Origin of the sequence: Bradyrhizobium sp. S3.3.6, assembly GCF_040546905.1 — a bacterium.
GTDB lineage: Bacteria > Pseudomonadota > Alphaproteobacteria > Rhizobiales > Xanthobacteraceae > Bradyrhizobium > Bradyrhizobium cytisi.
Map to the genome: position 1 here is coordinate 243,027 of NZ_JBEPOT010000007.1, position 23,116 is coordinate 266,142.

Here is a 23,116-nt window from a genome sequence, read left to right on the forward strand (position 1 = left end):
AAAATGCTCAATGGTACGCGGGCGGTGATCCTTGCCGCAGGAATGGGCTCCAGGCTGCGCCCCTACACGGAATTTGTTCCGAAACCTTTGGTGAAGGTGAACGGAACTTCGATGCTGCACAACGCGCTGCATCAGTTGTCTGAGCTCGGGGCTCGCGAAGTAACCATCGTCGTGGGTTATCGCGAGGAAGCCATCGAACAGTCCTGTGGCCATCGATTCGAGGATGTCGACATCGAATATATCCACAATCCCATCTTCGATCGGACCGGCAGCGCCTATTCCCTATGGCTAGCGCGAAACACAATGCTTGCCAGCGACACCGTCTTTCTCGAAGGCGATGTGTTCTTTGAGCGCGAAGTCCTCGAAAGAACACTTCGAACGGTCTCATCTACCAAGCAGAGCGTGGCGGCTGTGGCGGCGTTCAACGCAGCAATGAGTGGCTCCGCCGTCGAGCTGGCTGACGATGGTTCTGTCGTCACGTTCGTCATGAACCAGACGCCCGTCGAGGCCCGGGCCAGGGGTCTCTTCAAGACCATCAACCTGACGCGCTTTTCCGCAGAAGCCTCGCGCGAACAGCTGGTGCCAGCATTGCACCAGGCTGTGGAAAGCGGGCATCGTACGGTCTATGTTGAGCAGGTCCTCGCACGGCTTGTCGAGCAGCGAGAGCTGCAGCTTTCAGCGGCGGATTGCAGCGATACCCGCTGGTTCGAAATCGATAGCAAAGATGATCTGCGCCTAGCGGAGACGATTTTCGCGCCGTCGACGGGAGCAAGGCGATGATCGGGTATCTCCGTGACTACGCAAATGCCATCACCGCCCTCGCCTATCTGTTTGCCGTTATTGGGCTGTTCCTGGCCTTAAACGGCAAGATAGAGCTCGGCGTTGCGGCAATGCTCTGGACCTGGTTTTTGGATCATTGGGACGGGCATGTTGCCCGCAAGACGAGCCATCTTCGCCGTCGAGGTGTGCCGGAGTTCGGAAAGAGCTTTGATGGATTTGCCGACTTCTTTCATGGAGTCGTGTTCCCGGCTGCAGTGATCATCCTTATCAGTCAAGGAACTGCCCTGTCGCTCGTCGCGAGCGTGCTTCTCGTTTTAGCGGGTGCCATCAGGCTCAGCTATTTCGAGAACGTGGGTCTTACTGCCGACGCTCGGTTCACGGGCATCCCCGTTTCGTACGATACGCCACTTCTTGCGATGCTCTTCCTTTCACGGTCGCACTTTCCTGGCGACCTCTTTCCGACCGCCGTGGCGATCGCTTTCATCATTCTTGCAGTGCTTCATGTCACAACTGAGATTCGGGTTCCGGCTATTCGGGGGATCGCAGTCCCAATCGCCACCGCCTTCGCGATCGCGGGCTCTATCAGTTTGGTGATGATCTCCCGATCTGGCCTTCAGCACTAGGATCAGCGGCCAATTCATAAGGTTATGACTAGCGAGAGCGAAATGAACGATCTGACTAAGCTTGGACAAGCGCAGCCCTTATCACCCAAAGTGATACCGATCGATTTTGGTCGGAATTTTCCACCTCCCAGCTCCGTGGTTCAACGCGCTTTGACGGACACGTTTGCCGCCCTTGGACGTGCAAATATCGCGGATGCCATTCGCTTTCCGCGCTTCATAGGAACTGTGGGCGACCGAGACGCGGGAGCAACGTGGCTTAGTCGGCGGCTTGGTCAGAAGCCGAGCGTAGAGCGTGTCGTACTCGCAAACGGCTCGCAGAGCATACTGGCGATGTTAATGGCCCGGTTCGTCAAAGCCGGCGGTGTCCTTCTAACGGAAGAGCTGACCTATCCAGCAATCAAGCCACTTACGGCGATATTCGGTATCGAGCTTCACGCTGTGTCAATGGATGTTGAAGGGATCGATCCGGAGAGTCTTGAGAAGGCCTGCGTTGAGCTGGGCGAGAATGCTCGGGCCCTCTATTGCATGCCCACACTGCATAACCCAACATCTGCAACAATGTCTGAGGCAAGACGCTCAGACATTGCGACGGTGGCTCGTCGACACGATGTTTGGCTCTTTGAAGATGATATATATGGCGTGCTGCCGGAAGAGGCGCCTCCTCCACTTTCTCTCTATGCGCCCGAGCGCAGCTGGTACATTTTGGGACTAAGCAAATCCCTCGCCGCGCAGCTTCGGGTGGCGTATGTCGTAGGTCCCAACTCGGACATCTCGCAAAATGTCTTTTGGCCTGGAGTGCGGACCACGAACTGGATGGTCGCACCGCTGGTGGCAGAGGTCGCATCGTATTGGCTCGCAAATGGGATCGGCTCAGAAATACTGCGATCGGTGCGAACGGAGACCCTGAGGCGCCGGGCCTTGGCTGCGTCGATCCTTCCGCGGATGCAGCTATCTCCAAGCGCATTCAACTATCATCTTTGGATCAACTTGCCTGAGGCATGGCAGCTTGACGCTTTTGTTAAGGCGGCCCTCGATGCTGGAGTGGTTGTTGGACCGGGCGATTCCTTCGCCGTTAACAATCAACAGGGCGACCGCAAATTTCGGCTCGGTCTAGGCGCGCCGTCGGATCAGGATGAACTTGTTCGAGGGTTGAAGGCAATTGCATCTCTCATGGATGCGCCTGCGGATCGGGAGTTGAACCAATGAAGGGCCAGGTAACGCAAGCTCACGTAACAAGTCAGTTCCCCACCAGCGATACTGATCTGCACGTTTGTCTCATTTCCGAAGAAGGAGGCTTTGACCTCCGGACTTCGGAATTGGCACCTGCACCTCCGAAACCAGTGCCGGCCTATCCTGACGCCAAGGCCCTATTTCACGTCGGCGCCTACTGTGGATCGGTCCTGGCGTCCGTCGGTACGTTTACTCTCGAAGACATGGATTCGGATCAAGGAAGTCAGTCATCCGGGCGCAGTTGGAGAATTCGTGGAATGGCAACGGCAAGAGATTTTCGTCGCCTTGGGTTTGCCAGTGCCGTACTCGACCATGGTCTACGTGAAATCCGTAAGCGTGGTGGGCTCCTGGTATGGTGCAACGGGCGAACAACGGCCCGCTGGTTTTACCGACATCATGGGTTCGAACAGATTGGTGGCGAGAGGCAGGTGCCGGGCCTTCAACCCCATTACCGCTTCAAAAGAGCTATAGGACAGCCGCATCATTCTTAAGCGATGAAGCTAACGACGGGCGCGCCGGGCTGCCTTGGACTCGACCCAGCCGCCCGTCCAACACCCTCATTGGCTCGGTGTGGAACCGAACGAAAACGTCTTTGGAGAACTCTCATGCCGGCACAGATTTCAGCGAACTCCGTTGGATGGGAACATTATCAGACACTTGGTGAGCACTACGACAAGGAGCGACCGGGATATCCTATTTGCGCAGTTCGTGAGATTGCGTCCGGGGCTTCGTCTTTGCGTCCCTCTTCCAGCCGAATAGTCGACGTGGGCTGCGGGACGGGTATCTTCACCCGAATGTTAGCCGATGCTCTCGACGGATCCTTTGAAGTGCTTGGTCTGGAGCCCAGTTCGATAATGATTGAGCGCGCTATTAAAGCAAGAAAGACCGGTCAGCCAGTTCGGTTCGTCCAATCTCTGGCCGAGCAACTTCCGTTCGGCGATCGAACCGTTGGCGTTATAACGGCTGCTGGTGCCGCACAACTTTTCGACCGGATGCTCTTCTACGCAGAAGCGCACCGCGTCCTGGTAGATAATGGTCTCCTCGCGATATTGCAGAACAAGCGCTGCCACGAGACCGGCTTCTTCCAGTCCTTCGAGTTATTCCTCGAGAAGTTTGTTCCCGGCTATCGAACAGGCACATACGCGGATGCTGGGGGCGGACATTCGGTCTCCGACTTCGAGGCTGAACTTGCCTCAGATGATCGATTTTCAAACGTCATGGTCCAGAGATGGGATTGGCCAAGAACGTTTACTACCGAGAGCTTTGAGGCATTCGCTTTGTCAACAATCCAACTCAAAATGGCGCGGACGACGCACGGTAACGACATCATCAAGGAGCTACGGTCAATCTTGTCGGACCATTGTGACGCAGTTGGCACCATTGATGTGACCTACAGTACCGAACTCACAACTGCAGTACGGACCGTGCAGTAATTATATTCCGTATGCGGAGACACCATGCAGCCGTCAAGAATCTGGTCCGAAATCGACTTTCAGAAAGAAGGCAAGGCTACCGGCTATCTTCGCGTACCGATCTCGACCAATGCCTCAGCATACGGATGGATCCCAGTTCCGGTTGCGAGCATCAAGAATCGCTCTGGCCCTCGGGTCTTATTGATTGCAGGTAGCCACGGCGATGAGTGGGAAGGCCAGATCATGCTCATAAAGCTGATCCAGTCGCTGCAGGCACAGGATATTCAGGGGCATTTGATAATCCTCCCCGGTGCGAATGCGCCCGCGGTTGCGGTAGGCCAAAGAGTCTCTCCCTTGGATGATGGAAACCTAAATCGTAGCTTTCCGGGGGATCCAAATGGGACCCCGACGATGATGATCGCCCATTTCATCGAAACGGTCCTATTGCCAGGCTGCGATTTGGTTTGTGACTTTCATTCGGGAGGAAGCTCGCTGGAATACCTGCCTTCTACAGTGATTGTTGCTCCGAAGTCCGCTTCTCAACTCTTGGATCTCCTCCGTGTATTCGGCTTACCTGTTGGGTTCGCAACCGAGGCATCGACAGGCGGAGACCGCAGCTTGACCGGCGCTTGCGATCGCGTGGGGAGCGTCGCTTGTCTTTCGACCGAATTGGGTGGTGGGGGAACCGTTTCACGTAATTTGCTACGCGCTACAGAGGATGGTCTTGCGCGCGTTTTGCATCATATCGGTGTCCTGACCGCTGCCCCGAAGGCGCCCCGTCTTGGTTCCACCCAACTTCTCTATCGCGTTCGACCGAACGACTTTGTCTACTCTCCTGCAAACGGTCTATTCGAGCCGCTTGCAAGTCTTGGAGATACGGTCAGCGATGGTCAGCAGGCGGGGCGCATTCACTTTACTGAAGAACCTTGGCGGAAGTCAGTCACAGTTAACTTCGGGAAGGGTGGCGTCGTTTTGTGCCGGCGTTTTCTGGCGCGGGCAACCCTTGGTGATTGTCTGTTTAATGTCGGGATGACATGGACGCCCGAATAGCGTGATTGAGCTGCGAGATAGGAATTGTCATGACGTTAAGCCCTCAAACTCGGTCCTTAAGCGATCAGCTTCGGTCTAACGAGAAGCAACGCCGTGGTTGGATCTACGACGCGTTGGGCGTCCAGCCGATCGTCAATTGCGCTGGGACGAGGTCGAGTTTTGGTGGCAGCAATCCGATTCCGATAGTTGAGCGGGCTATGAAAGCTGCGGGCGAAGCATTCGTCGACATGGATGAACTCGCCGAAGGCGTCGGCAGATACATCGCCCAGCTCACTGGAGCAGAATGGGGCGTGGTGACGGCCGGAAGTGTGGCGGCACTTGCACTGGCGACCGCCGCATGCATCGCTGGCAACGAACCGGTTGCAATGACCCGGTTACCCAAGTCGGGCGGTTTGAAAAAGCGGGTCCTGATTCCGCGTGCGCACCGTTTTCCCTATGAGTCTGCCATAAGCATTGTCGGAGCCGAACTTGTTCCATTCGATAGCCTCGAAGATCTCGCCACGTTAGCCGAATCAGCTTGCATGATCTGCTTGCTCGGGAGGGTGGAGGCGGCTGATGGCAACATGTTCTTGGAAGCGATGCGTGAACGCGTTGGGCATATGCCGATTGTGGTCGATGCAGCTGGACTGTCTCCTGGCAAGCCTGACCCGTGGCTATCCCGAGGCGCAACATTGGCTATCTACTCAGGCGGTAAATATCTGCGCGGCCCACAGTCAACCGGCCTGTTGATCGGATCAGAACAACTGGCACGGGCCGCGTGGGCGAATGGGCCACCGCACCTTTCGTTTGGCCGCGCGATGAAGGTCGGCAAAGAGGAGATCGTTGGCGCCGTCGTTGCCCTCGAGGCCTGGCTTACTCCGTCTTTACGTGCGAACGATGAGCAAAAGTGGCTTCGGCTATTGGGGACGATCGCGTCAAACCTCTCGCCCGATCTATTCCATGTTTCAATACAGCCGCCAAATTGGTCGGCGCTCACGCCTCGCCTGAAGGTGTTTTGGGTCGACGAACGGATAGCCGCGGTCGAAATCGTTGCTCGGATGCTTCATGATTTTCGTATTCAACTTCCGGACTTTTGCTCGAGCGAGAATGTCGTTCTGATCGACCCCTTTAACATCGTCGATGATGAGCAGGCTCACCTGGTTGCTAAATCCCTCGATACCGTACTCCGAAATCTGCAATCCGAGGTCGAGAACGACGCTGTGTCGGCTGGTCCGAAAGCACACGAATCTTTCGCTGGACTCTGGAGTAGTACTTTGACTTTCGCCGGTCGGGTGGAAGAGCATGCCATGGAGCTAACGCAAGAGGGAGCTGCCATTTCTGGTGTCTACCGAGGCGACGTCTTTGACGGTTCGATTACTGGCCGCGCCAATGGCAATGAGCTTAACCTCGTTGCAAAGCACGATACCGACCTAATGGAAATATACTATTGCTTTGAAGGCCACCTCCGGGTGGGCCGCATTGAAGGGATTGCTCAGTTAGGAGCCGCGACGCCGGAGCTAAGAAGTCCGTCGCTTTGCAAGCAGTTCGGCAATGCCCGATGGACTGCAAGACCGTCGAGCGCGGCAAGAGGGTGGCGGCCGCCGCCCATACAACGCGACATCCATCAGGAAATCAAGTGTGGAGGTCCAGATGCGAACGTTCCCGGGGACTGCAAGTGAATACATCCAGCTTGCCGAGCGAGCTGTGGACCGATTTTCATTGAGCCAAAATATCGACGATCTCTTCACTGCGATTCTGGTCACGGCGCATTCGTTTGATTTCTTTCATCGCGAAAACAAGGGGAGGCCTGCGGAAGAGGCCGACAAGCAAGCTTTCGGCATTGAAAATCCGGATTGGAAGATCATCAGGCAGCTTTGCAATGGGGGCACAAGAGCAAGACTAACCGCTGTCGGAGACCCTAATCTCTGTCCTTCCGCCGAGCGCGCCATTCCAGACCGAACGGTCTGAGTTATTGCTTTTGAAGAGCGCGAACGGGCCCTTGATTTCCTGTGCTCTCGCTTTCTAGAGCGACTTAAGGGACGGCTCTCCACTCGCGTCTCACCGACGACGAAGCGTCTGCTTCACATCTTGATATGATCAGTCACTGACATGAAGGAACCGTACTATGTGGTGGGGTGGCACCTTTCGGTTCTGATGGAGCGGTAATGCGTCGAGTGCACTCGTAGCGCATCAAACGAAACAAAGGAGCCATCGATGCTTTCTGATTTTTATGATGATCTCGCCTTAGTGTACCACTTGCTCTTCGAGGATTGGGACCAAACGATAAAGGAACAGGCCGAATGCCTTAGCCGGCTACTGCCTTCGCCGAAACAGGCGGGCCCGATACTTGACTGCGCTTGTGGTATCGGAACGCAAGCGTTGGGTTTGGCTGCACTCAATTATGACATCTCGGGAAGCGATCTTTCAGCGCTCGCAATCCGCCGCGCTCGCTCCGAAGCGCTGGCGCGCGGATACGACATTGAATTTCGCATTGATGACATGCGGCAGCTGTCCGCGGCGCCGTGCAAGCACTACGGCGCAGTTCTTTGCATGGGAAATTCCATTCCCCATCTGGAGAGTGAGGTCGAGGTCCGCCAAGCGATTGAGAACATGAACAAGAGGCTGACCGACGGCGGTTTGGTCATGCTCAGCATCCGTGACTATGACATAGCTCTTCACGAGAGACAGACATCTACTAAGCCGTCGTTCTTTTCCGACGGCGTAAACCGACGGATACTTCACCATGTCTGGGACTGGGTCGATGATCGATCCTACAAGTTTCACGTCTATCTGACTTTGCAAGACGACGATCAGTGGCGAATTCATCATTTCGTCGGCCACTACCGAGCTCTCCGAACCCATGAACTCGTCCGCCTACTCGATCAATCGGGTTTCAAAAAGATCGATGTTCTTCCGCCGAACCAGACAGGCTACTACCAAACTATTGTGAAGGGAGTTAAGGCAGAAGCAGTTTAATAGCCGATTGAACTTCACCGGTGGATCACTTCGGCCTTGTAGAGACCGTTCACGGTTTCGGCGACGGCGTTGTCATAGGAATCTCCGACGCTGCCGACAAAACGCTCGACGCCAGCTTCAGTCAGGCGTTCGGTGTATTTGATAGAGACGTATTGGGCGGCCCCGGTCGCTTTGATGCACGAGCCTGCCGCGGTGGACCGGTCGCCGATCGTGCACGGCCTGCTCCAGAGCATCGAGCACGAAGCCTGCATGCGCCGAGCGCGAGGCCTCGCCAGCCCACAATCCTGCGGGCATAGGCGACGATCACAAAGGCGGCGTAGACGAAGCCGGTCCAGGTCGCGACATAGGTGAAGTCGGAGAGCCAGAGGACGTTCGGGCTTGGCGCCTTGAACTGGCGGTTGAGGTGATCCAGCGGGCATGGCGAGGCCTTATCGTGGTCTTGACCGGCTTGCCGCGGATAACCCCTTGCAAACCCATGTCCCGCATCAGTCGCGACACCGTGCAACGGGCAACATCGAAGCCTTCGCGCTTGAGCTGCCGCCAGACCTTGCGCACGCCGTAGACGGAGAAGTTCTCATCGAACACGCGCCGAACCTCGATCTTCAGCCTGACATCTTGCCTGGCGCGCGCCGACTGCGTGCCGGATCGCGCCGCTTGGCCATATGGGCGTGGTAGGTCAAGGGGGCGATCGGCAAGACCTTGCAGATCGGCTCGACCCATGCGCCTCACGATGATCGTCAATGAAGGCGATTGTGTTTCGGCATGGAACAAGGGCTCTGACTCATATGTGGAAAGGCCCGGGCTGCAAGATATTTCTCCGATTCAACCAGGGATGACGGTGCCGTCATATGTTCGGCCTGTAAACGCGGCGCCAGGCCTACCGGGAATGTCATCATTCGGAGTTCATCCAGATTTGCACCTTGCCTCCTCGGCAGCTTTCTTCTTCAGCCGAAGAGCTCTTAAGATCAGTCTCGTGCATGCCGACGTCCAAACCACGGAAGAAGTCTATCGCGCGCCTCCCGCGTTGCTGAGACGGCGCAGTGTGCGGGATATTCACCGCGCAAACCACCTACTCTGCTGCCGCAGGCTCTGCAGCAGTCCGATTACAGGCGGCCTCAAAAAGGCGCGCCTCAATGTAGGAAAGTCTTTGCCAAAGGCTATATGGCTCATCACGCAGTCAGCACTGAGATCCACGAGCGCGTCCTGACCTTGGAGCAGCCCCCGATTTGGAATTGACTCTGTGAGCGATCGGCCCTCACCAAATGCCCAAGTTGGATCCTTGCGTTCTGCCGCGCCCTTGGCTTACTTGCCCGTCGTTGCCCTTGTCCTGTGGGCGCCAGATCGGTCCGAGCGGGCGCGCAGCGCCAGTTCGAGCCTCCACATCCGTCCTGACCGGCTATGGCGCTGCATGACGACGCGGGCATGACAATAATCGAATAATGCGATTTGATCGCCGCTGTGATGCGATGTGGGGACGTCGCCGCTTGTGAATACAAGTAAGGCGAGTCAACCTGCCGTTTGACCCGTACGCTCCCGCAAGGAAGCCGTCCTGTGTGAGCTTGCTTCTGGTGCCGATATGACAGACCTCGGAATAGGGATCAGCTTCAAGTTGGGACGGTGGGCGCTGAGTTTCGATCTTGAGAAGATCGACGAGTTCAAGGCGCAGCACGGCTCCGACCTGTTCGTTGAAGAAGGGTGCCGTTACGTCACCCGCCGATGCTATGCGCTCGGCATCACTGACGATCTCCGGCTATGGCTTGAGGCAGTGCGGGCAAACAGATGACTTGATCGCGCCAGCCACGGAATACGTGAACACGAACTCACCTGGGAGCGTGTGGGTTTGAAGTCACCCAATCGGCCTCATAATAAAGCTCCTGCGTCCTGGGAGGCTGCCAATGCTGCCACCGAGCCGGCGTGAGCCGGCCCGGCGGGCTTCCGGAGCGCTTTAGAAGAATATCGATGTCGACGCTGAGAAGTTCAGGGCGTGGCCGATTTGGGGGGTGTACGTAATGGTCGTGGGATTGTTGATATAGGTGAGACCAAGGTTGAGATAGACGCCCGGCGCAAGATGCGCCGTGTATGTGCCAGAAATTGCCTTACTGTCGTTGTGAACGAGGTTCTTGGCCGCCAGTGCGTTCTGCACGGCACTGTTGCTCCAGACGGTGTCTGTCGCAACAACTGAGATCTGATCGCTGGGACGGCTGTCAAAGAGGCCCTTTGCGTAGAGACGCGCTTCGTAATACTGGGCGACCTTGTTTTGGTCGGGCGGTGCTCCCATGACGGAGAAGCCGCCGTAAATGCCGCGCGAGGCCGCGCCCTGCGGTGCGACCTGCCAAAGCTGGCGATCGGCCGCGACATAATAGAAGTTATTCTCGTCCCCTCTCGGTTGTTTGGGGAAAGCGAGATTGGTGTAGTGAGCGGTGTTGTAGCCGATACCGGCGCGTAGCCAAGTATCGAGCACACCGGGAGCCGCCTTGGTCTGGTACCCCGTTTCATCAAGCGTTAGGATGCCGGTATTGGGCGTGGTCCAATTCAGGCCCGCCGGGTTCTGATTGACCTCTGTCGCTACGCCGTCCGGGCTGATCGACCGCTGCACCGAAAGTTTGGTGTAGAGTTGACTATCGAAATTGTATCGAAGATTGATGGCCGGTGTGGGTGTCGCGTTGCTGCTCATCCCGCCTTGGTACAAGACGTTCGACGAGGGTCCGAAAACGCTCGCGCCAGCGTTTCCGCCGACCAATGTGCCCGCGAACTCATGCGAGTTTCTGAGGTAACCGACCTTGAGTTCGAGCGCCCTGTCGAAGAAGGTCTGATAATAGGCAAGCGTGTTGATGCCGAGCCTGTCTGGGCCGCCCGGCTGCCAGGTCCACGATTGCTGCTCCATGCCGGCGATGATCTGGCCGTCGGGGATCCCATATCGAGTGAGGTCATAGGTGACCATCACGTAGTTTACGCTGTTGAACGTCGGATTCTGACCATTGTAGAGCTGATTGGCGATAGTGCTTCTGGCCGCATTTGGGAGCACGTTTTGCACGTAGCTGTTCTGTGTCCAGGCAACATAACCGATGCCGAGATCAGCCAGGGCTGATCTGAAGCCGCCTTTATCCTGGTCAACCGTATCGGCAGGACCAGGGATGTTGATTTCCAGGCCCCGCTCACGAAGCTTGTTGAATCTTGCGAACTTGCTGGCTTCGTCCTGCGGTTTCCCTGCCGCGATGTCAGCACGGCTGGCGTGGGGCAAAGCGGGAGCTTGCGCCAAAGCAGACCTTCCGGGAACGCTGCCCGAGCCGATTTCTGCAGCTTTCCCCGAATTGGGGGGCCGGCCCTTCTTCTTCGGGAGCTTTGGTTTAACGGTCGCATCGGGAGTATCGCTCTTGATGCTTGAGCTGCGGGCACTCTGTGCCAGCGCCATACTGCTGATCAGACTAACTGCCAATGAAAGCGCGACCACGCGCCTTCCCTGCTTTGGAAAAAGCTCAGGCGCATCGCCAAATGCCTTGACCTGCCCGCAGCGCGTAACCTGCGCGCCCACCCGTCCAATACGATTTCGCTTTACTCGCATAACGCCCCCGAGGAGATTGTGAATCTTGTGACGGGGCTCCAATCGCATTGAGACCGCAACAGCGGGATGACGTTCATCGAATAATTCGATGGGAAGCCGTGCGATACGCGATCCCGCACGCTCATGGGCTTCCCAGGCCAGCACCAGCTGGACGGACCGGCGCTCGGTGCAACTGCCCCATCCGCGCGTGATAATTCGACAAAGCCGAGCGAAGCCGCAGAGCACTTCGAACGGGACATCTTGTCAAATACGCTGTTGCTGCGAGCGTAAGTGGTGTTCTCGAGAGAGTGTTTCGCGATGGCGATCTTGGTCAAATGCGGATCACGCTGGGCTAGCGTGAGCTTTGAAAGGGCGAGGCCGCTGAATTGCGCCTCGGCCACGACCGCTACCGTATTGGGGGCGCCGCCGAACATTCACGCGTCGTGCATCTGCCGCGAGCGCCTCCCAGATTGGATCGCATATTGGAGTAATGGCATCGAATAATTCGCTGTATGTCATTTGATCGTAGCAAATACCGCCTCTAAGTGCCCCCTGACAGATGTGCAGGCAGACAGCGAGAGGACGAAACGCGATTTCCGCGGTTGCGGCCGATCGGTTCACTGTCCGGAATGGCTTTACGAAGCCGCGGTACACCGAATGGGCTCCGCCACCACGAGCCTTTGGAGTGGACCGAGGCCAGCGCGAGGCTACGTGAGCAGCAGACTTAAGCTGGCAAGGAGACTAGCGGTACGGTCCTAAGTACAAAGCGGTTTTCGACATTCAGCGATCCGGGCATCAAATGGCGAGCCCGCTGCTCCTGGCTGAACGAGAGATGGACCGCCACACCACTCGGGCTTGAAATTGGCGCGCCAGACGAGATCAGGCGAAACCTCTGGGGATGACGCGATGCGGACCACACGTCGAAAAGTGCTGCTAGCTACTGCTAGCGCTATCGGCTCACTCGCCGTTCCAGCGATCGTCCGTGCCGCGACCACCAAGCTGACGATCAGCCACGGCGCACCGGCCTATCTCAAGATGCTCGCCGAGCTTGGGCAGCAATTTTCCGCCAAGTATTCTGGCGTACGGATCGACTTCATCGCCGGCGGCGAAAACTGGGATCCGCTTTTGCAAAGCACGCTCCGCTCGGCTTTGGTCGGTGATTTACCGGATGCGACGTGGCAGTCCCTTACCTATGCAGGGATTCTTGCAAAGCGCGGCATATCGCAACCGATGGACGCATTCACGGGAGACGTCAAAGCCCTGTCCGCCATGGGACTTTCGCAGCCCTTGATCGATGCAACTCAGGTCGGAGGAAAGACCTATTCTCTGCCCTTCGGGACGACCATTCCCGTCATTTATTACAATATGACGCTGTTGAGGCGGGCCGGCTACTCGAAAAACGAGCTGCCATCGTCTTGGGACGAAATCGCCGCGATCGGAAAGCAGGTTGCCTCGTTCGGCGAAGGCGTCAATGGCGGATATATCGAGTATATGTCCACCAACGCGTGGATGTTCCAGAACATTCTCGGCACGCTCGGCAGCCGCATGATGAATCCCGAGCAGACGCAAATCACGTTTGCCGGGCCTGAGGGCCTGCAGGCACTAGAGATACTTGCAAAATTCGGCCGGACCAACAATGTCGACATGACGCAGGACCAGGCGCGCCAGGCGTTCAATTCCGGAATTAGCGGGATCCATATCCGAACTGCAAGCGGCATCAACTCGGTAGCCAAGGCAGCTTCGGGAAAGTTCGAGTTGCAGGTCGGCCAACTGCCTGTCCCCAGTCCGCAGGGAAGGCTTATTGGAGCCGGGCACGGCTTCTTCATGTTCACCAAGGATCCAGAGCGCCAGCGGCGGGTCTGGGACTTCATCCGCTTTGCGGCGGATCGCGATGGCCAGGCCATCCTTGCGAAACACACCGGCTACCTGCCGATCAACATGATCGCTCTGAACGATTCAAAGTTTCTCGAATCCTATTTTGGCGATCATCCATATCACCGCTCTGTCGTCGAGCGGATGTCGATAACGGGCGATCAGTTTTCATTTCCGAGCGACAACACCGTCAAGATCGTCGACATGATGGCCGAGGAAATGCGCAAGGTTGTCACGCAACGTTCAGAGCCGAAGCAAGCCTTGGCTGATATGACCAAGCAAACCAGGAAGCTGCTCTAGTGCGCCGCCTCGTATGCACCTGCGGCACCTGAGGTGAAGCCCGCAATGGCTGATCAACAGCAATTAAGGCACTCCCAGGCAGCGCTATTCAAAGGCGAGCATCAGTCGGCCATTGGCCTTGTGCCGGTGCTTGCCTACTGCAGGCCAGGAAATGTGGGCAAACCGCTCGTGCTGTTTCTCACTGGCGGGGGTGTTATGGCGCGCATTGCCTACGGCCACCCAGGCGCAAACGCGAGCGATTTCCTCGATCATTGGCTCGAGAGGGGAGGATGGGGTCTGTTGACTGCCACCTATCCCGGCGATCATCCGGCGCTCACGACATCCAATCCAGATCTGACGTTGGACGACTGGGCGGCGGCGCTCGCAGCACTCGTCGCGGAGACATTGGGCAGCGGTCCAAAACGGCCGATCATTGCCTGTGGCTGGAGCATGGGTGGCAAGCTCGTTTTTGCGCTGACCCGTGCGCTGCGGCTGAAGGGGCTTGCCCTCGCGTGCTTCGTCTCCTTCTGCGCAACGCCCCCCTTCCCTCGCCTAGACGGCGGACCGATCCCACCGGAGCGAATGTTGCCCAACGGACTCTGGGACCTTTCGGCCGGAACGAGGGATGGCCTGACCAGGGACGAACGCTGGCAGCAAGAGCTACTCGCAATCGCGAATCTGGAAGGGCACAGTGTCGTCGATCCGGACTTGTTCAGGTCTCTCTACCGGACCAATGTCCCTACCGCGTTGTGGGGACCAGAGCTGGACCGGCTTTTTGAAGGACAGACATATCAAGAGTTGTCTTGCGCGCTTCGTAAGGCCCGCTCGTTCTCGGGCGACGATTATCCTATATGCGCTGCGGTTGTTCCCATGGACTCACGGGACTACCGGCACGCTCTTGCCGATGAAGCGGTCTGGGGATCCATCACCGTCCAGGGCCTTCTGCACAATGTCGTGGCGAAGGTAGCCCCCGGGCAGCTCTCCACGCATGATTGGCTTCGTCTCCGTGAGCGTATCATCGACCTGCCGCGGCGCCTGGTCAGGCACCTGCCGGGTGGACATTTTTTCTTCGTCGGAGCACGTGGCGCAAGCGCCACCATGTCTCATCTCGTAGACCTTCACGAGGAAGTACAGCGCGCTTGCGAGTTATTTGGTGGTTTCAAAGGTTTGCGGACAAGCACATGAAGGCGAATGTCGACTTCGATCCAATCGAGCTTGAGATCTTCTGGAATCGGTTGCTGTCAGTGGTGGATGAGGCTGCGGTTGCGTTGCTTCGGACTGCATTCTCCACCGTCGTTCGCGAATCCAACGATTTCACAGTGGTCCTGATGGATGCAGAAGGGGCCAGTATCGCCGATACAAATGTCGGGACTCCGTCGTTTGTCGGAATTCTTCCCAGAACCCTGCGCCAATGCTTGGCTCGCATACCAATCGAGGACTGGCAGGACGGGGATTGCATCGTCACCAACGATCCCTGGATGACCGCGGGTCACCTACTCGATCTGGCAATGCTCGCGCCCATCTTCCATCACGGCCGGCTGGTCGGATTTTCTGGATCCATCGCTCATCTGCCCGATATCGGCGGCGCGCTGTTTTCAGCAGATTGCCGGGAAGTGTTCGAGGAAGGAATACGCATTCCGCCAACCAAATTCCTGCGGCAAGGACAGGAAAATCGGGACCTCGCCTACCTCATTCGCGCCAACGTCAGAGTACCGGAGCAGGTTCTGGGTGATGTCTACGCGCAGGTTGCTGCGCACGCAGTCTGCGCACGCAAGCTTGGCGAATTTCTCGAGGCCTCGGGCCTTCGAGATCTGACCGCGATCTCGGCTGCGTTGCAGGATCGCGCCGACAGGGCGATGCGATCCGCGATAGAGGCGGTACCCGATGGAACTTATCGCGCTGTCCTCACAGCCGACGGTTATGACAATGAGGAGACGCGGATCGCATGCGCAGTGACCGTTGCGGGCTCGCAGCTTCACGTCGACTATGCAGGTAGCTCGAAGCAGATCGGCCGTGGTCTGAACTCCGTCATGAACTTCACCTATGCGCTTTCAGTGTATCCATTGAAATGCGCGCTCGATCCTACGACTCCTCGTAACGAGGGATCCTACCGCTCGATTAGGGTTACAGCCCCGGAAGGGAGCATTCTCAACCCGGTTTACCCTGCAGCGTGTAATGCGCGGCAGCTCACAGCCCATCTGCTTGCGGGCGCGATCTATAAATGCCTCGCTCAGGTCATCCCCGACAAGGTCGTCGCCGAGTCAGGGACTGCACCAACCCTGCGTTCGGTCTACAGCGGCATCGATCGCTTTGGAAACCGCTTCTCCCAAGTCTTATTTGGCAGCGGCGGAATGGGAGCAAGCGCTCACTCCGATGGGCATTCCTGTACGCCATTTCCGACCAACACGGGCTCTGGAAGCATCGAGGCATTCGAAGCGGCGGCGCCATTGATCGTTTGGCGCAAGGAGCTCATCGCGGACTCCGGTGGAGCTGGCCAGTACCGCGGGGGACTGGGCCAGGAAATTGAGGTCGAGGTGGTTTCCGCTGGAGATATCCAGCTCTCCCTCATGGCTGACCGACAGAAACACGCACCCGAGGGTCTGATGGGTGGACGGAACGGCGCACCAGTTGCCATTCGGCTGAGGGATGGATCGCAGCCGCATCCGAAATCTCGCAGTCTGCTCGCGCCAGGGCAGCGCTTGATCTTGCGTTACGCCGGTGCCGGCGGCTTCGGAGATCCCAAGAAGCGCACGCGCGCCGACATGCTTTTGGATCTGGAAGAGGGGTATGTGACGGTGGAGGGTTTGCAGCATCACTACGGCGTACGGCTCGAGGAGATCGCAGGTGAATAACGTCGGGAGTGAAACTTGCAAGGTTCGGACGGGCGTCGACGTCGGTGGCACGTTCACTGACCTCGTTCTCGTCGACCAGAATACGGGGAAGATCTTTCTAGGCAAGCGTCTGACCACACATGCCGACCCAAGCCGCGCGATCTTGGGGGGGCTCGAGCGAATTGCGAAGGAATCTGGCCGCTCGATAGAGAGCGTCGACGATCTCGTGCACGGTACGACGCTGGTCACCAACACCATCATCGAGAGACGGGGCGCCAAGGTCGGCCTTCTGACCACACGAGGTTTCCGCGACAGTCTTGAACTCGGCAAGGAAATCCGCCACGACCGGCACGATTTGTTTTTGCGCCGGCCGGAGCCACTGGTCTGTCGACGCCTGCGCCAGGAAGCCGGCGAACGGATCAATGCGGCGGGCGAGATTCTCCTGGAACTCGAGGAAGCCAGCGTCCGGGCTGCCGCCCAGGAGTTCAAGGCGAGTGATGTCGAAGCCATCGCTGTCTGTTTCCTGCACAGCTATGCCAATGCAGTTCATGAGCAGCGTGCAAAGCAGATTCTGCAATCCGAACTGCCAGGAGTGCCGATCACCCTCTCTCACGAGATTTCACCAGAGATTCGCGAATACGAGCGAGCCAACACGGCATGCGCCAACGCATATGTTCAGCCCATGATGAACCGCTATCTGACGCGGCTCGATAGCAGACTACGCGAGGCCGGCTTTGCTGGCTCGCTGTCTCTGATGTTGTCGGGTGGGGGTCTCACACGTATCGAGGCTGCCGAGGCACAACCCATTCATCTCATCGAGTCGGGCCCCGCCGCCGGAGCGACCGCTGCCGCCTTCTACAGCCGGATCACTCAGATCCCTGATCTGATCTCCTTCGACATGGGAGGCACGACTGCAAAAATGTGCCTCATTGAGGCTGGTCAGCCCGAACGATCGAACCAGTTCGAGGCGGCCAGGGTCAGCCGGTTCCAGAAGGGATCGGGGCTTCCTCTCAAAATCCCTGTCATCGACCTGATCGAAATCGGTGCCGGAGGCGGGTCGATCGCTCGCATCGACCAGATGGGCCTGCTCAAGGTCGGGCCTCAGAGCGCGGGATCCGAGCCGGGGCCGGTGTGCTACGGACGCGGAGGCAGGCGTCCAACGGTCACGGATGCCGACCTTGTCCTTGGGTACCTCTCGCCGACCTACTTCCTTGGCGGGGAGATGGAGCTCGATATGGATGCCGTGCAGCGTGCGCTGCACGAGCATGTCGCCGAACCCCTAAATATTGACGTCCTGCAGGCCGCGATTGGCATCCGCAGGATTGTCGATGAAAACATGGCGGCCGCAACGCGGATGTACATCGCAGAGAAGGGCCGCGATCCGCGTCAATATGCGCTTCTCGCCTTTGGTGGCGCAGGTCCCGTCCACGCGCATTCGCTCGCCAAGCTGCTCGGGGTGAAGCGAGTAGTCGTTCCGCTTGGCGCAGGAGTGATGTCCGCGCTTGGCTTTCTGGTGGCCGCGCCGGCGATCAACTTGGCGCGGAGTTATGCCGGCCGTGTTGCAGAGCTGGATTGGCAGCGCGTCAACGCCTTGCTCGAAGCCATGGAGCAGGAGGCAAGTCGTTTTCTGACCCGGAGCGGCATTGCATCTGAAGCCATCGGCTTTCGACGCTGCGTCGACATGCGCCATCTGGGACAGGGTTTCGAGATCCCAGTCGACGTTCCGGATGGTATCCTGGACGCACGGACCGCAGATACGCTCGCCGGCAGTTTCCGGAACGCCTATGAGATGCGGTTTGGGCGAAGCATCGCCGGGATTGCGATTGAAGCGCTGACGTGGCGGCTTGCCGCCGTCGGTCCAGCGCCCGAGGTGTCATTGCAGTTCTCGGTTTCCGACCGCGCCGAGGCCGGACCCCACAAAGGCTCAAGGATGGTCTATTTCCCAGAGACCGGATTTGTAACGGCCGATGTCCTCGATCGCTATCGGCTCGGTCCAGGAATGCGGTTCGAGGGGCCTGCGGTCGTCGAAGAACGCGAGTCGACAACCATCATTGGACCTCACTGCAAGGCCGAAGTTGACGCCTCGCTCAATCTCATTATCGAGCTTGCGGAAGTGCCGCGGCAGCGCAGCGACGCACCCGGAGAACCCGCGCCATTAACTGTCAAAATAAAGGAGGTGTCCCGTGTCTGAGCGTGCCCATGTCATCGATCGGCTGCGCGGCAAAGCTATCGGCCGAAACGCCGGAACTGCCTATCGTGAGTTGGTCTGGGTCGCCACGATCCCTGACCGAAAGACTGCAAGCATTTCGGAGCAATCTACCGACATTTTCATGAAGCTCGATCGCCTTTTGGCGGAGCTCGGCACCGACAAGCAGCGGATTCTTTCCGCCACGGTCTACCTGTCGGATTTGAGCCACAAGGCCTCGTTCGACGAGGCGTGGTGCAGGTGGATAGGTGATGATCCCTGCCATTGGCCGCAGCGGACCTGCGTCGGCGCTCAGCTGGTCGGTGCCACCCTTGTGGAGATCATGCTGCTGGCTGCGAGGGCAGATGGCGGTGCGATTGATGCACCAATCTGAGCGACATGTCGTGGTGATTGGCGCCGGCATTGTCGGCGCTGCGACCGCAATCGAGTTGCTGCGCGAAGGCCATCAGGTCACGATTCTTGAGCCCGGGGAGATCGGCGGTGATCATGCGGCGAGCTATGGCAATGGAGGCTGGATCAGCCGCAGTCTCGTCGTTCCAACGTCTGTCCCCGGCCTTTGGCGACATGTTCCTGGCTACCTCATGGATCCGCTCGGGCCGCTGACGATCCACTGGCGCTATCTTCCGGGCCTGCTTCCATGGTTGTGGCGCTTCCTTCATTCTGGCTCGACCATCGAGCGGGTCGGAAGAACAGCGGCAGCCATTTCTGGTCTGATATCTGATTGTGCCGAACGGCACCGCAAATTGGCGCAAGAGGCTGACGTGCCAGATTTGCTGCAGGACACAAGCCTTCTTCATGTGTTCCGGAAAAGAAGCGATTTTGACGCCAATGCGCTTGCGTGGCGCCTCAGACAGCAAAACGGCACGACATGGCGCGAGTTGGATCAGGGACAGCTATCCTCGCTAGAGCCTGACCTCGACCCCCGCTACACCTTTGCCATAGCCGTGGACGGAAGCGTATGTGTTGATCCCGGACGATACGTCGCGGCCCTTGTTGACCACGCGTGCCGACGAGGTGCAACGATCCGCAAAGGACGAGCAAGGGGTTTTCGGATCAAGAGCGGTCGGCTCCAGGCGGTTCAGACAGCCGACGGTGAGCTCGCATGCGATCGAGGTGTTATCGCGACCGGGGCCTGGTCGAAGGAGCTCGTTCGGGGGCTGGGCGACCGCGTCTTTCTGGAGAGCGAGCGCGGCTATCACGCCGTCATTCAAGACCCGGAAATCAAGCTTAAGAGCCGGATCTTGTTCACCGACGGAAAGCTCGCCATCACCACCACACCTTCCGGCTTGCGCGTGACCGGACAGGTCGAATTGGCGAGTCTACGGGCTAAGCCGAATTGGACGCGAGCGCACGTCCTTCGCGATTTCGCGCTCAACGCATTTCCGGGCATGCCGAAGACTTTGCCTCACACTCGGCAAACGTTTTGGATGGGGCACCGCCCCTCTACGCCCGACGGCATCCCGGTCATAGGCTCAGCAAGCAAATGCGCGGATGTGATTTATGCCTTCGGACACGGCCATATCGGCATGACTGCCGCCCCCGTGACGGGCCGCATCGTCGCGGAGATCATCAGTGAGAAAACGCCTTGCATCGATCCTGGGCCGTTCTCGGCGCGTCGGTTTGGAGGCGGTGCACACCCGCAGTGAGTGGACGTGGATTCGACCGGCCTGCGAGCTACGCCGCCGTCTTCCTCTCCTGGAATTCTGACGATCCCAGCCTCCTTGTTTGTGAGACGGAAGCGAACGGCCCTCCACTGCTCGTCAGCGGCTGTCCAGGTTCCCTTATCAAGCAGAGGGTCATCCTCACGACAGAAGCCAGAGAAATCCGCTGGATTGCGGCGCTTCGCGTCTCAGCGCCTCAACATTCGATCCAGCCGCCGGCGATATAGCTCGCACCGCCAACATGCTCGCGCCGGAGAATCTGGCGATAGTCCCCAAGCCGGGCCTCAAAGACTTCCTCGCGCGGGTAGATGAGATTTGGCGCCAATGCGAGCGCCTCGTGGAGCACCCGCCCGCTCATCGTCGGCGTGGCCGAAACTCCAAGCAGATGGAGAATGGTGGGCGCGATGTCACAGATTCCGGACGGCAAAGAAGACGTGGCCCCGCTGCACGGAACCGCGGTCCCTGCGAGGATCCCGACCGCTGCAAGCTCTTTCGGATGAAGACCACCATGCAGGCCGAGGCCAGCGCGGCGATCATTGTCGTAGAATGTGCCTCCCTCAAGGCCGAAGGCATCATCGCTGTCGTCCGTGCGGAAGGAAAACGCAACGTCCGGCGCTCGAATATGGTCGGCAAAGACGAGCCGCTTCGAGAAGCTGCCCGGCGCAATCCCATTGACCTCGTCCCTGGCCCGCGTGAAGATCGGGCCGCACCACGGCTCGGCCGTAAGGCTTGCGACCAGCCGCGCGAGTGTCGCCTCATCCATCTCATCAAGATAGAGTGCGCCAACTTGCCCGGGAACGACCACGACGTCGACTCCGGGACCAGGCGCCGTACCTGGAGAAAAGCCCGCCGCCCGCAGGCTACACACAACGGAGATCCGCGTATGGCCCGTGATATGGCCATGATCGGACAGGGCGAATAGCTGGACGCCGGCGGCCCTCCCCTCCGCGTCCCACCAGTCGAGCACGCGGCCGAACTGGCGGTCGCAATATGCGATGATGGACCTGGTCTGATCCGCTCCCGTGCCGTGGAAATGCGAGGTGACGTCGGGCTCGCCGAATGAGAGGATCGTGACATCCGGACGGCATCTGGGCCAGACATAGTCCAGGAAGGCCGATGTTATCCAATCCTGGCCGGCGCGGTCGGGCTCGATCTTGGGAGGCGCGGGAGGTAATGGCCCAAGCTGGGCCTCGATGTCAGCGAGGACTTCGGAGGGCGTGCATGCCTCGCGGAAGTGACCGGAGAGACGGACGTGACCAAGGTCCTCGGCTTTGTGGTGAAACAGCCGCGTCGTGCCGGGCGTATTCGTCGACAAGACGCCAAGGCTCCGGCCACTCTTCGCCAGGAGCTCGCCAAGCGAAGGGGCCGAAAACAAAAGCCCGCCGCTCGCGACATCGAGTTCACGCAAGAGAACCGCATCGGACGTGTCGATATAGCGAAGCGGCAGGGTGGTGCGATCGACATATTTGTTGCCGACCATCCCGTGGCGGTCTGGCGTTGCGCCTGTTACGAAGCTTGGGAAGGCAGAACGGGTTTCACTCGGATACACCGTGCGGTGATTGGCAAGCGTCAGGCCAGCCGCTTTCAGTCGCCACAAATTGGGGGTGAGTTCCCGGCTGATCAGATCGGGACGCAGGCCGTCAAAGCTGACCACGAGAATCCGAGGTGATTCAAGCATCTTTCAAATCCGTTCTTTCTCGCACGCGATACCAAGGTTAGGATCCCGATCCGGCAGCCGGCTCGAACATGCTGGCGCTGTTCGCCTCAAGCCTTCTCACGCCGCCTGATGCACCCGCTCGCATCAAGGCTAATCCAATCTCCGGGGGCCAAGACCACCGATTCAGGGACGCTCTCACCCGCAGCTTTCGCATCAGCCAGGCAGCGCTGGAATTGATGGACCAGCGGATCGTCGGGATCGGTGTAGTGACATGGCAGAACCGTCTTCAGGCCAAGCCACTGCGCTGCCAGGACGCCTTCTCGCGGCGAAAGATCCGTGGTGAGTTTGCGGCCCGGCCTTGTATCTGCAATGCCGCTCGGATTGGCAATACCGAGCGATCCGATGGTCGGCTGGTAGAGCTCGCCCTGCAGGTGCATGTCCGAGAACAAGGAGGTGTCACCGGGATGATACCAGCGCACGCCCGCTCCGAGCTCAATGATGAAGGCCAGGGGAATGCCGGAAACGAAAGATCCGTCCGGCATTGTCGCGCCCGAGCAGTGCCGGCATTCCAGCGTCTGGATCTCAAATCCTGCAATCTCGAGGCGCATGCCCCAGGCTGTCGGCCTAATCTGGGATGCCGGAACGTCCATTGCCCGGAGATAGGCCTGGACCTCATTGCCGCACAGGACCGTTGCGCCCGTAAGTTTCGCAATCGCCGGCGTGTCCCCGAGGTGATCGCGGGCCGCATGCGTGACAAGGATGAGGTCGACACGCTGAAAATCTTCGGCCTTGACCAGAGAGGCTGGATTGCCGGCAAAGAACGGGTCAAGCAGAATCCGCCTGCCGTCGGCTGCTACGATTTCATAGGCGGCAACACCATGATATCGAACATTGCAAACTGAATCACGCATGGCAATTGCCTCCGGGAACGAGAGCGAAGTCTTGTCGCTGCAGCTTCTGGGATCAGCAAGATCCGCACCTGGGACAGCTTGTATCTGATGCAGGATTGGAGGCTGGCG

19 protein-coding genes and 1 pseudogene are annotated in these 23,116 nt (G+C 58.4%); 16 read left to right on the forward strand and 4 right to left on the reverse strand.

Features of this window, described 5'->3' with window-relative positions; translation table 11 throughout:
• Positions 1–3: 3 nt before the first annotated feature.
• From ABID59_RS21775 to ABID59_RS21815, 9 genes are all read left to right on the forward strand, one after another.
• The gene (locus ABID59_RS21775) at positions 4–780 is read left to right on the forward strand and encodes a phosphocholine cytidylyltransferase family protein (protein ID WP_354084724.1); all 777 of its coding nucleotides are present in this window, start codon (positions 4–6) and stop codon (positions 778–780) included.
• Positions 777–1,403 carry a CDP-alcohol phosphatidyltransferase family protein gene (locus tag ABID59_RS21780; RefSeq protein ID WP_354084725.1) on the forward strand — a complete coding sequence of 209 codons (627 nt, stop codon included), beginning with the start codon at positions 777–779 and terminating at the stop codon, positions 1,401–1,403. Before ABID59_RS21775 ends, ABID59_RS21780 begins: the two co-directional genes overlap by 4 nt.
• Positions 1,404–1,445: 42 nt before the next feature.
• Positions 1,446–2,609 (forward strand): aminotransferase-like domain-containing protein, encoded by a 1,164-nt coding sequence (locus tag ABID59_RS21785; RefSeq protein ID WP_354084726.1) that lies wholly within the window; start codon positions 1,446–1,448, stop codon positions 2,607–2,609.
• Positions 2,606–3,124 carry a GNAT family N-acetyltransferase gene (locus ABID59_RS21790; protein ID WP_354084727.1) on the forward strand — a complete coding sequence of 173 codons (519 nt, stop codon included), beginning with the start codon at positions 2,606–2,608 and terminating at the stop codon, positions 3,122–3,124. Before ABID59_RS21785 ends, ABID59_RS21790 begins: the two co-directional genes overlap by 4 nt.
• Before the next feature lie 114 nt (positions 3,125–3,238).
• On the forward strand, positions 3,239–4,066 hold the full coding sequence (locus tag ABID59_RS21795; RefSeq protein WP_354084728.1) for a class I SAM-dependent methyltransferase: 828 nt from the start codon (positions 3,239–3,241) through the stop codon (positions 4,064–4,066).
• Between the two features lie 24 nt (positions 4,067–4,090).
• Positions 4,091–5,095, forward strand: a complete 1,005-nt coding sequence (locus ABID59_RS21800) for a succinylglutamate desuccinylase/aspartoacylase family protein (RefSeq protein ID WP_148774703.1) — start codon at positions 4,091–4,093, stop codon at positions 5,093–5,095.
• Positions 5,096–5,292: 197 nt separating this feature from the next.
• Entirely contained in the window at positions 5,293–6,753 is a 1,461-nt protein-coding gene (locus tag ABID59_RS21805) for a hypothetical protein (protein WP_148774702.1), read from the forward strand.
• The gene (locus ABID59_RS21810) at positions 6,725–7,042 is read left to right on the forward strand and encodes a hypothetical protein (RefSeq protein WP_354084729.1); all 318 of its coding nucleotides are present in this window, start codon (positions 6,725–6,727) and stop codon (positions 7,040–7,042) included. The genes ABID59_RS21805 and ABID59_RS21810 overlap by 29 nt, the downstream gene beginning before the upstream one ends.
• 246 nt (positions 7,043–7,288) lie before the next feature.
• Positions 7,289–8,050, forward strand: coding sequence for a class I SAM-dependent methyltransferase (locus ABID59_RS21815; protein WP_148774700.1), 762 nt, complete (start codon positions 7,289–7,291; stop codon positions 8,048–8,050).
• A gap of 17 nt (positions 8,051–8,067) precedes the next feature.
• Here ABID59_RS21815 and ABID59_RS21820 read toward each other — a convergent pair.
• Positions 8,068–8,801: pseudogene (locus ABID59_RS21820) on the reverse strand (IS3 family transposase); the annotation flags it as partial.
• A gap of 825 nt (positions 8,802–9,626) precedes the next feature.
• Here ABID59_RS21820 and ABID59_RS21825 point away from each other — a divergent pair.
• Positions 9,627–9,833, forward strand: coding sequence for a hypothetical protein (locus tag ABID59_RS21825; protein ID WP_354084730.1), 207 nt, complete (start codon positions 9,627–9,629; stop codon positions 9,831–9,833).
• Positions 9,834–9,995: 162 nt separating this feature from the next.
• On the opposite strand, the gene ABID59_RS21830 is transcribed toward ABID59_RS21825, so the two are convergent.
• A complete protein-coding gene (locus ABID59_RS21830; protein ID WP_354084731.1) occupies positions 9,996–11,582 on the reverse strand; it encodes a carbohydrate porin in 1,587 nt (528 codons plus the stop codon).
• A gap of 915 nt (positions 11,583–12,497) precedes the next feature.
• Between ABID59_RS21830 and ABID59_RS21835 the strand changes: the two genes are divergently transcribed.
• From ABID59_RS21835 to ABID59_RS21860, 6 genes are read left to right on the forward strand one after another with little or no spacing between them, the layout of a single operon-like run.
• Positions 12,498–13,763: an extracellular solute-binding protein gene (locus ABID59_RS21835; protein ID WP_148774699.1), complete on the forward strand. Its 1,266-nt coding sequence runs from the start codon at positions 12,498–12,500 to the stop codon at positions 13,761–13,763.
• 45 nt (positions 13,764–13,808) lie between these two features.
• The gene (locus tag ABID59_RS21840; protein ID WP_148774698.1) at positions 13,809–14,927 is read left to right on the forward strand and encodes an alpha/beta fold hydrolase; all 1,119 of its coding nucleotides are present in this window, start codon (positions 13,809–13,811) and stop codon (positions 14,925–14,927) included.
• Positions 14,924–16,594 carry a hydantoinase B/oxoprolinase family protein gene (locus tag ABID59_RS21845; protein WP_354084732.1) on the forward strand — a complete coding sequence of 557 codons (1,671 nt, stop codon included), beginning with the start codon at positions 14,924–14,926 and terminating at the stop codon, positions 16,592–16,594. The genes ABID59_RS21840 and ABID59_RS21845 overlap by 4 nt, the downstream gene beginning before the upstream one ends.
• Positions 16,587–18,764: a hydantoinase/oxoprolinase family protein gene (locus ABID59_RS21850; protein ID WP_354084733.1), complete on the forward strand. Its 2,178-nt coding sequence runs from the start codon at positions 16,587–16,589 to the stop codon at positions 18,762–18,764. Before ABID59_RS21845 ends, ABID59_RS21850 begins: the two co-directional genes overlap by 8 nt.
• Positions 18,757–19,152 carry a RidA family protein gene (locus ABID59_RS21855; RefSeq protein WP_246207884.1) on the forward strand — a complete coding sequence of 132 codons (396 nt, stop codon included), beginning with the start codon at positions 18,757–18,759 and terminating at the stop codon, positions 19,150–19,152. Before ABID59_RS21850 ends, ABID59_RS21855 begins: the two co-directional genes overlap by 8 nt.
• Positions 19,124–20,425 carry an NAD(P)/FAD-dependent oxidoreductase gene (locus ABID59_RS21860; RefSeq protein WP_246207882.1) on the forward strand — a complete coding sequence of 434 codons (1,302 nt, stop codon included), beginning with the start codon at positions 19,124–19,126 and terminating at the stop codon, positions 20,423–20,425. The genes ABID59_RS21855 and ABID59_RS21860 overlap by 29 nt, the downstream gene beginning before the upstream one ends.
• A 211-nt stretch (positions 20,426–20,636) precedes the next feature.
• On the opposite strand, the gene ABID59_RS21865 is transcribed toward ABID59_RS21860, so the two are convergent.
• A complete protein-coding gene (locus tag ABID59_RS21865) occupies positions 20,637–22,118 on the reverse strand; it encodes an alkaline phosphatase family protein (RefSeq protein WP_354084734.1) in 1,482 nt (493 codons plus the stop codon).
• An 86-nt stretch (positions 22,119–22,204) separates the two neighbouring features.
• Complete coding sequence (locus tag ABID59_RS21870) at positions 22,205–23,008, reverse strand: MBL fold metallo-hydrolase (RefSeq protein ID WP_354084735.1); 804 nt, start codon at positions 23,006–23,008, stop codon at positions 22,205–22,207.
• Positions 23,009–23,116: the final 108 nt, after the last annotated feature.

Coding starts and splice junctions, on each gene's coding strand:
- ABID59_RS21790 (WP_354084727.1), top strand. CDS start 2,606: ATGAAGGGCCAGGTAACGCAAGCTCACGTAACAAGTCAGTTCCCCACC.
- ABID59_RS21775 (WP_354084724.1), top strand. CDS start 4: ATGCTCAATGGTACGCGGGCGGTGATCCTTGCCGCAGGAATGGGCTCC.
- ABID59_RS21825 (WP_354084730.1), top strand. CDS start 9,627: ATGACAGACCTCGGAATAGGGATCAGCTTCAAGTTGGGACGGTGGGCG.
- ABID59_RS21815 (WP_148774700.1), top strand. CDS start 7,289: ATGCTTTCTGATTTTTATGATGATCTCGCCTTAGTGTACCACTTGCTC.
- ABID59_RS21870 (WP_354084735.1), bottom strand. CDS start 23,008: ATGCGTGATTCAGTTTGCAATGTTCGATATCATGGTGTTGCCGCCTAT.
- ABID59_RS21780 (WP_354084725.1), top strand. CDS start 777: ATGATCGGGTATCTCCGTGACTACGCAAATGCCATCACCGCCCTCGCC.
- ABID59_RS21840 (WP_148774698.1), top strand. CDS start 13,809: ATGGCTGATCAACAGCAATTAAGGCACTCCCAGGCAGCGCTATTCAAA.
- ABID59_RS21805 (WP_148774702.1), top strand. CDS start 5,293: ATGAAAGCTGCGGGCGAAGCATTCGTCGACATGGATGAACTCGCCGAA.
- ABID59_RS21860 (WP_246207882.1), top strand. CDS start 19,124: ATGGCGGTGCGATTGATGCACCAATCTGAGCGACATGTCGTGGTGATT.
- ABID59_RS21845 (WP_354084732.1), top strand. CDS start 14,924: ATGAAGGCGAATGTCGACTTCGATCCAATCGAGCTTGAGATCTTCTGG.
- ABID59_RS21810 (WP_354084729.1), top strand. CDS start 6,725: ATGCGAACGTTCCCGGGGACTGCAAGTGAATACATCCAGCTTGCCGAG.
- ABID59_RS21800 (WP_148774703.1), top strand. CDS start 4,091: ATGCAGCCGTCAAGAATCTGGTCCGAAATCGACTTTCAGAAAGAAGGC.
- ABID59_RS21835 (WP_148774699.1), top strand. CDS start 12,498: ATGCGGACCACACGTCGAAAAGTGCTGCTAGCTACTGCTAGCGCTATC.
- ABID59_RS21865 (WP_354084734.1), bottom strand. CDS start 22,118: ATGCTTGAATCACCTCGGATTCTCGTGGTCAGCTTTGACGGCCTGCGT.
- ABID59_RS21795 (WP_354084728.1), top strand. CDS start 3,239: ATGCCGGCACAGATTTCAGCGAACTCCGTTGGATGGGAACATTATCAG.
- ABID59_RS21785 (WP_354084726.1), top strand. CDS start 1,446: ATGAACGATCTGACTAAGCTTGGACAAGCGCAGCCCTTATCACCCAAA.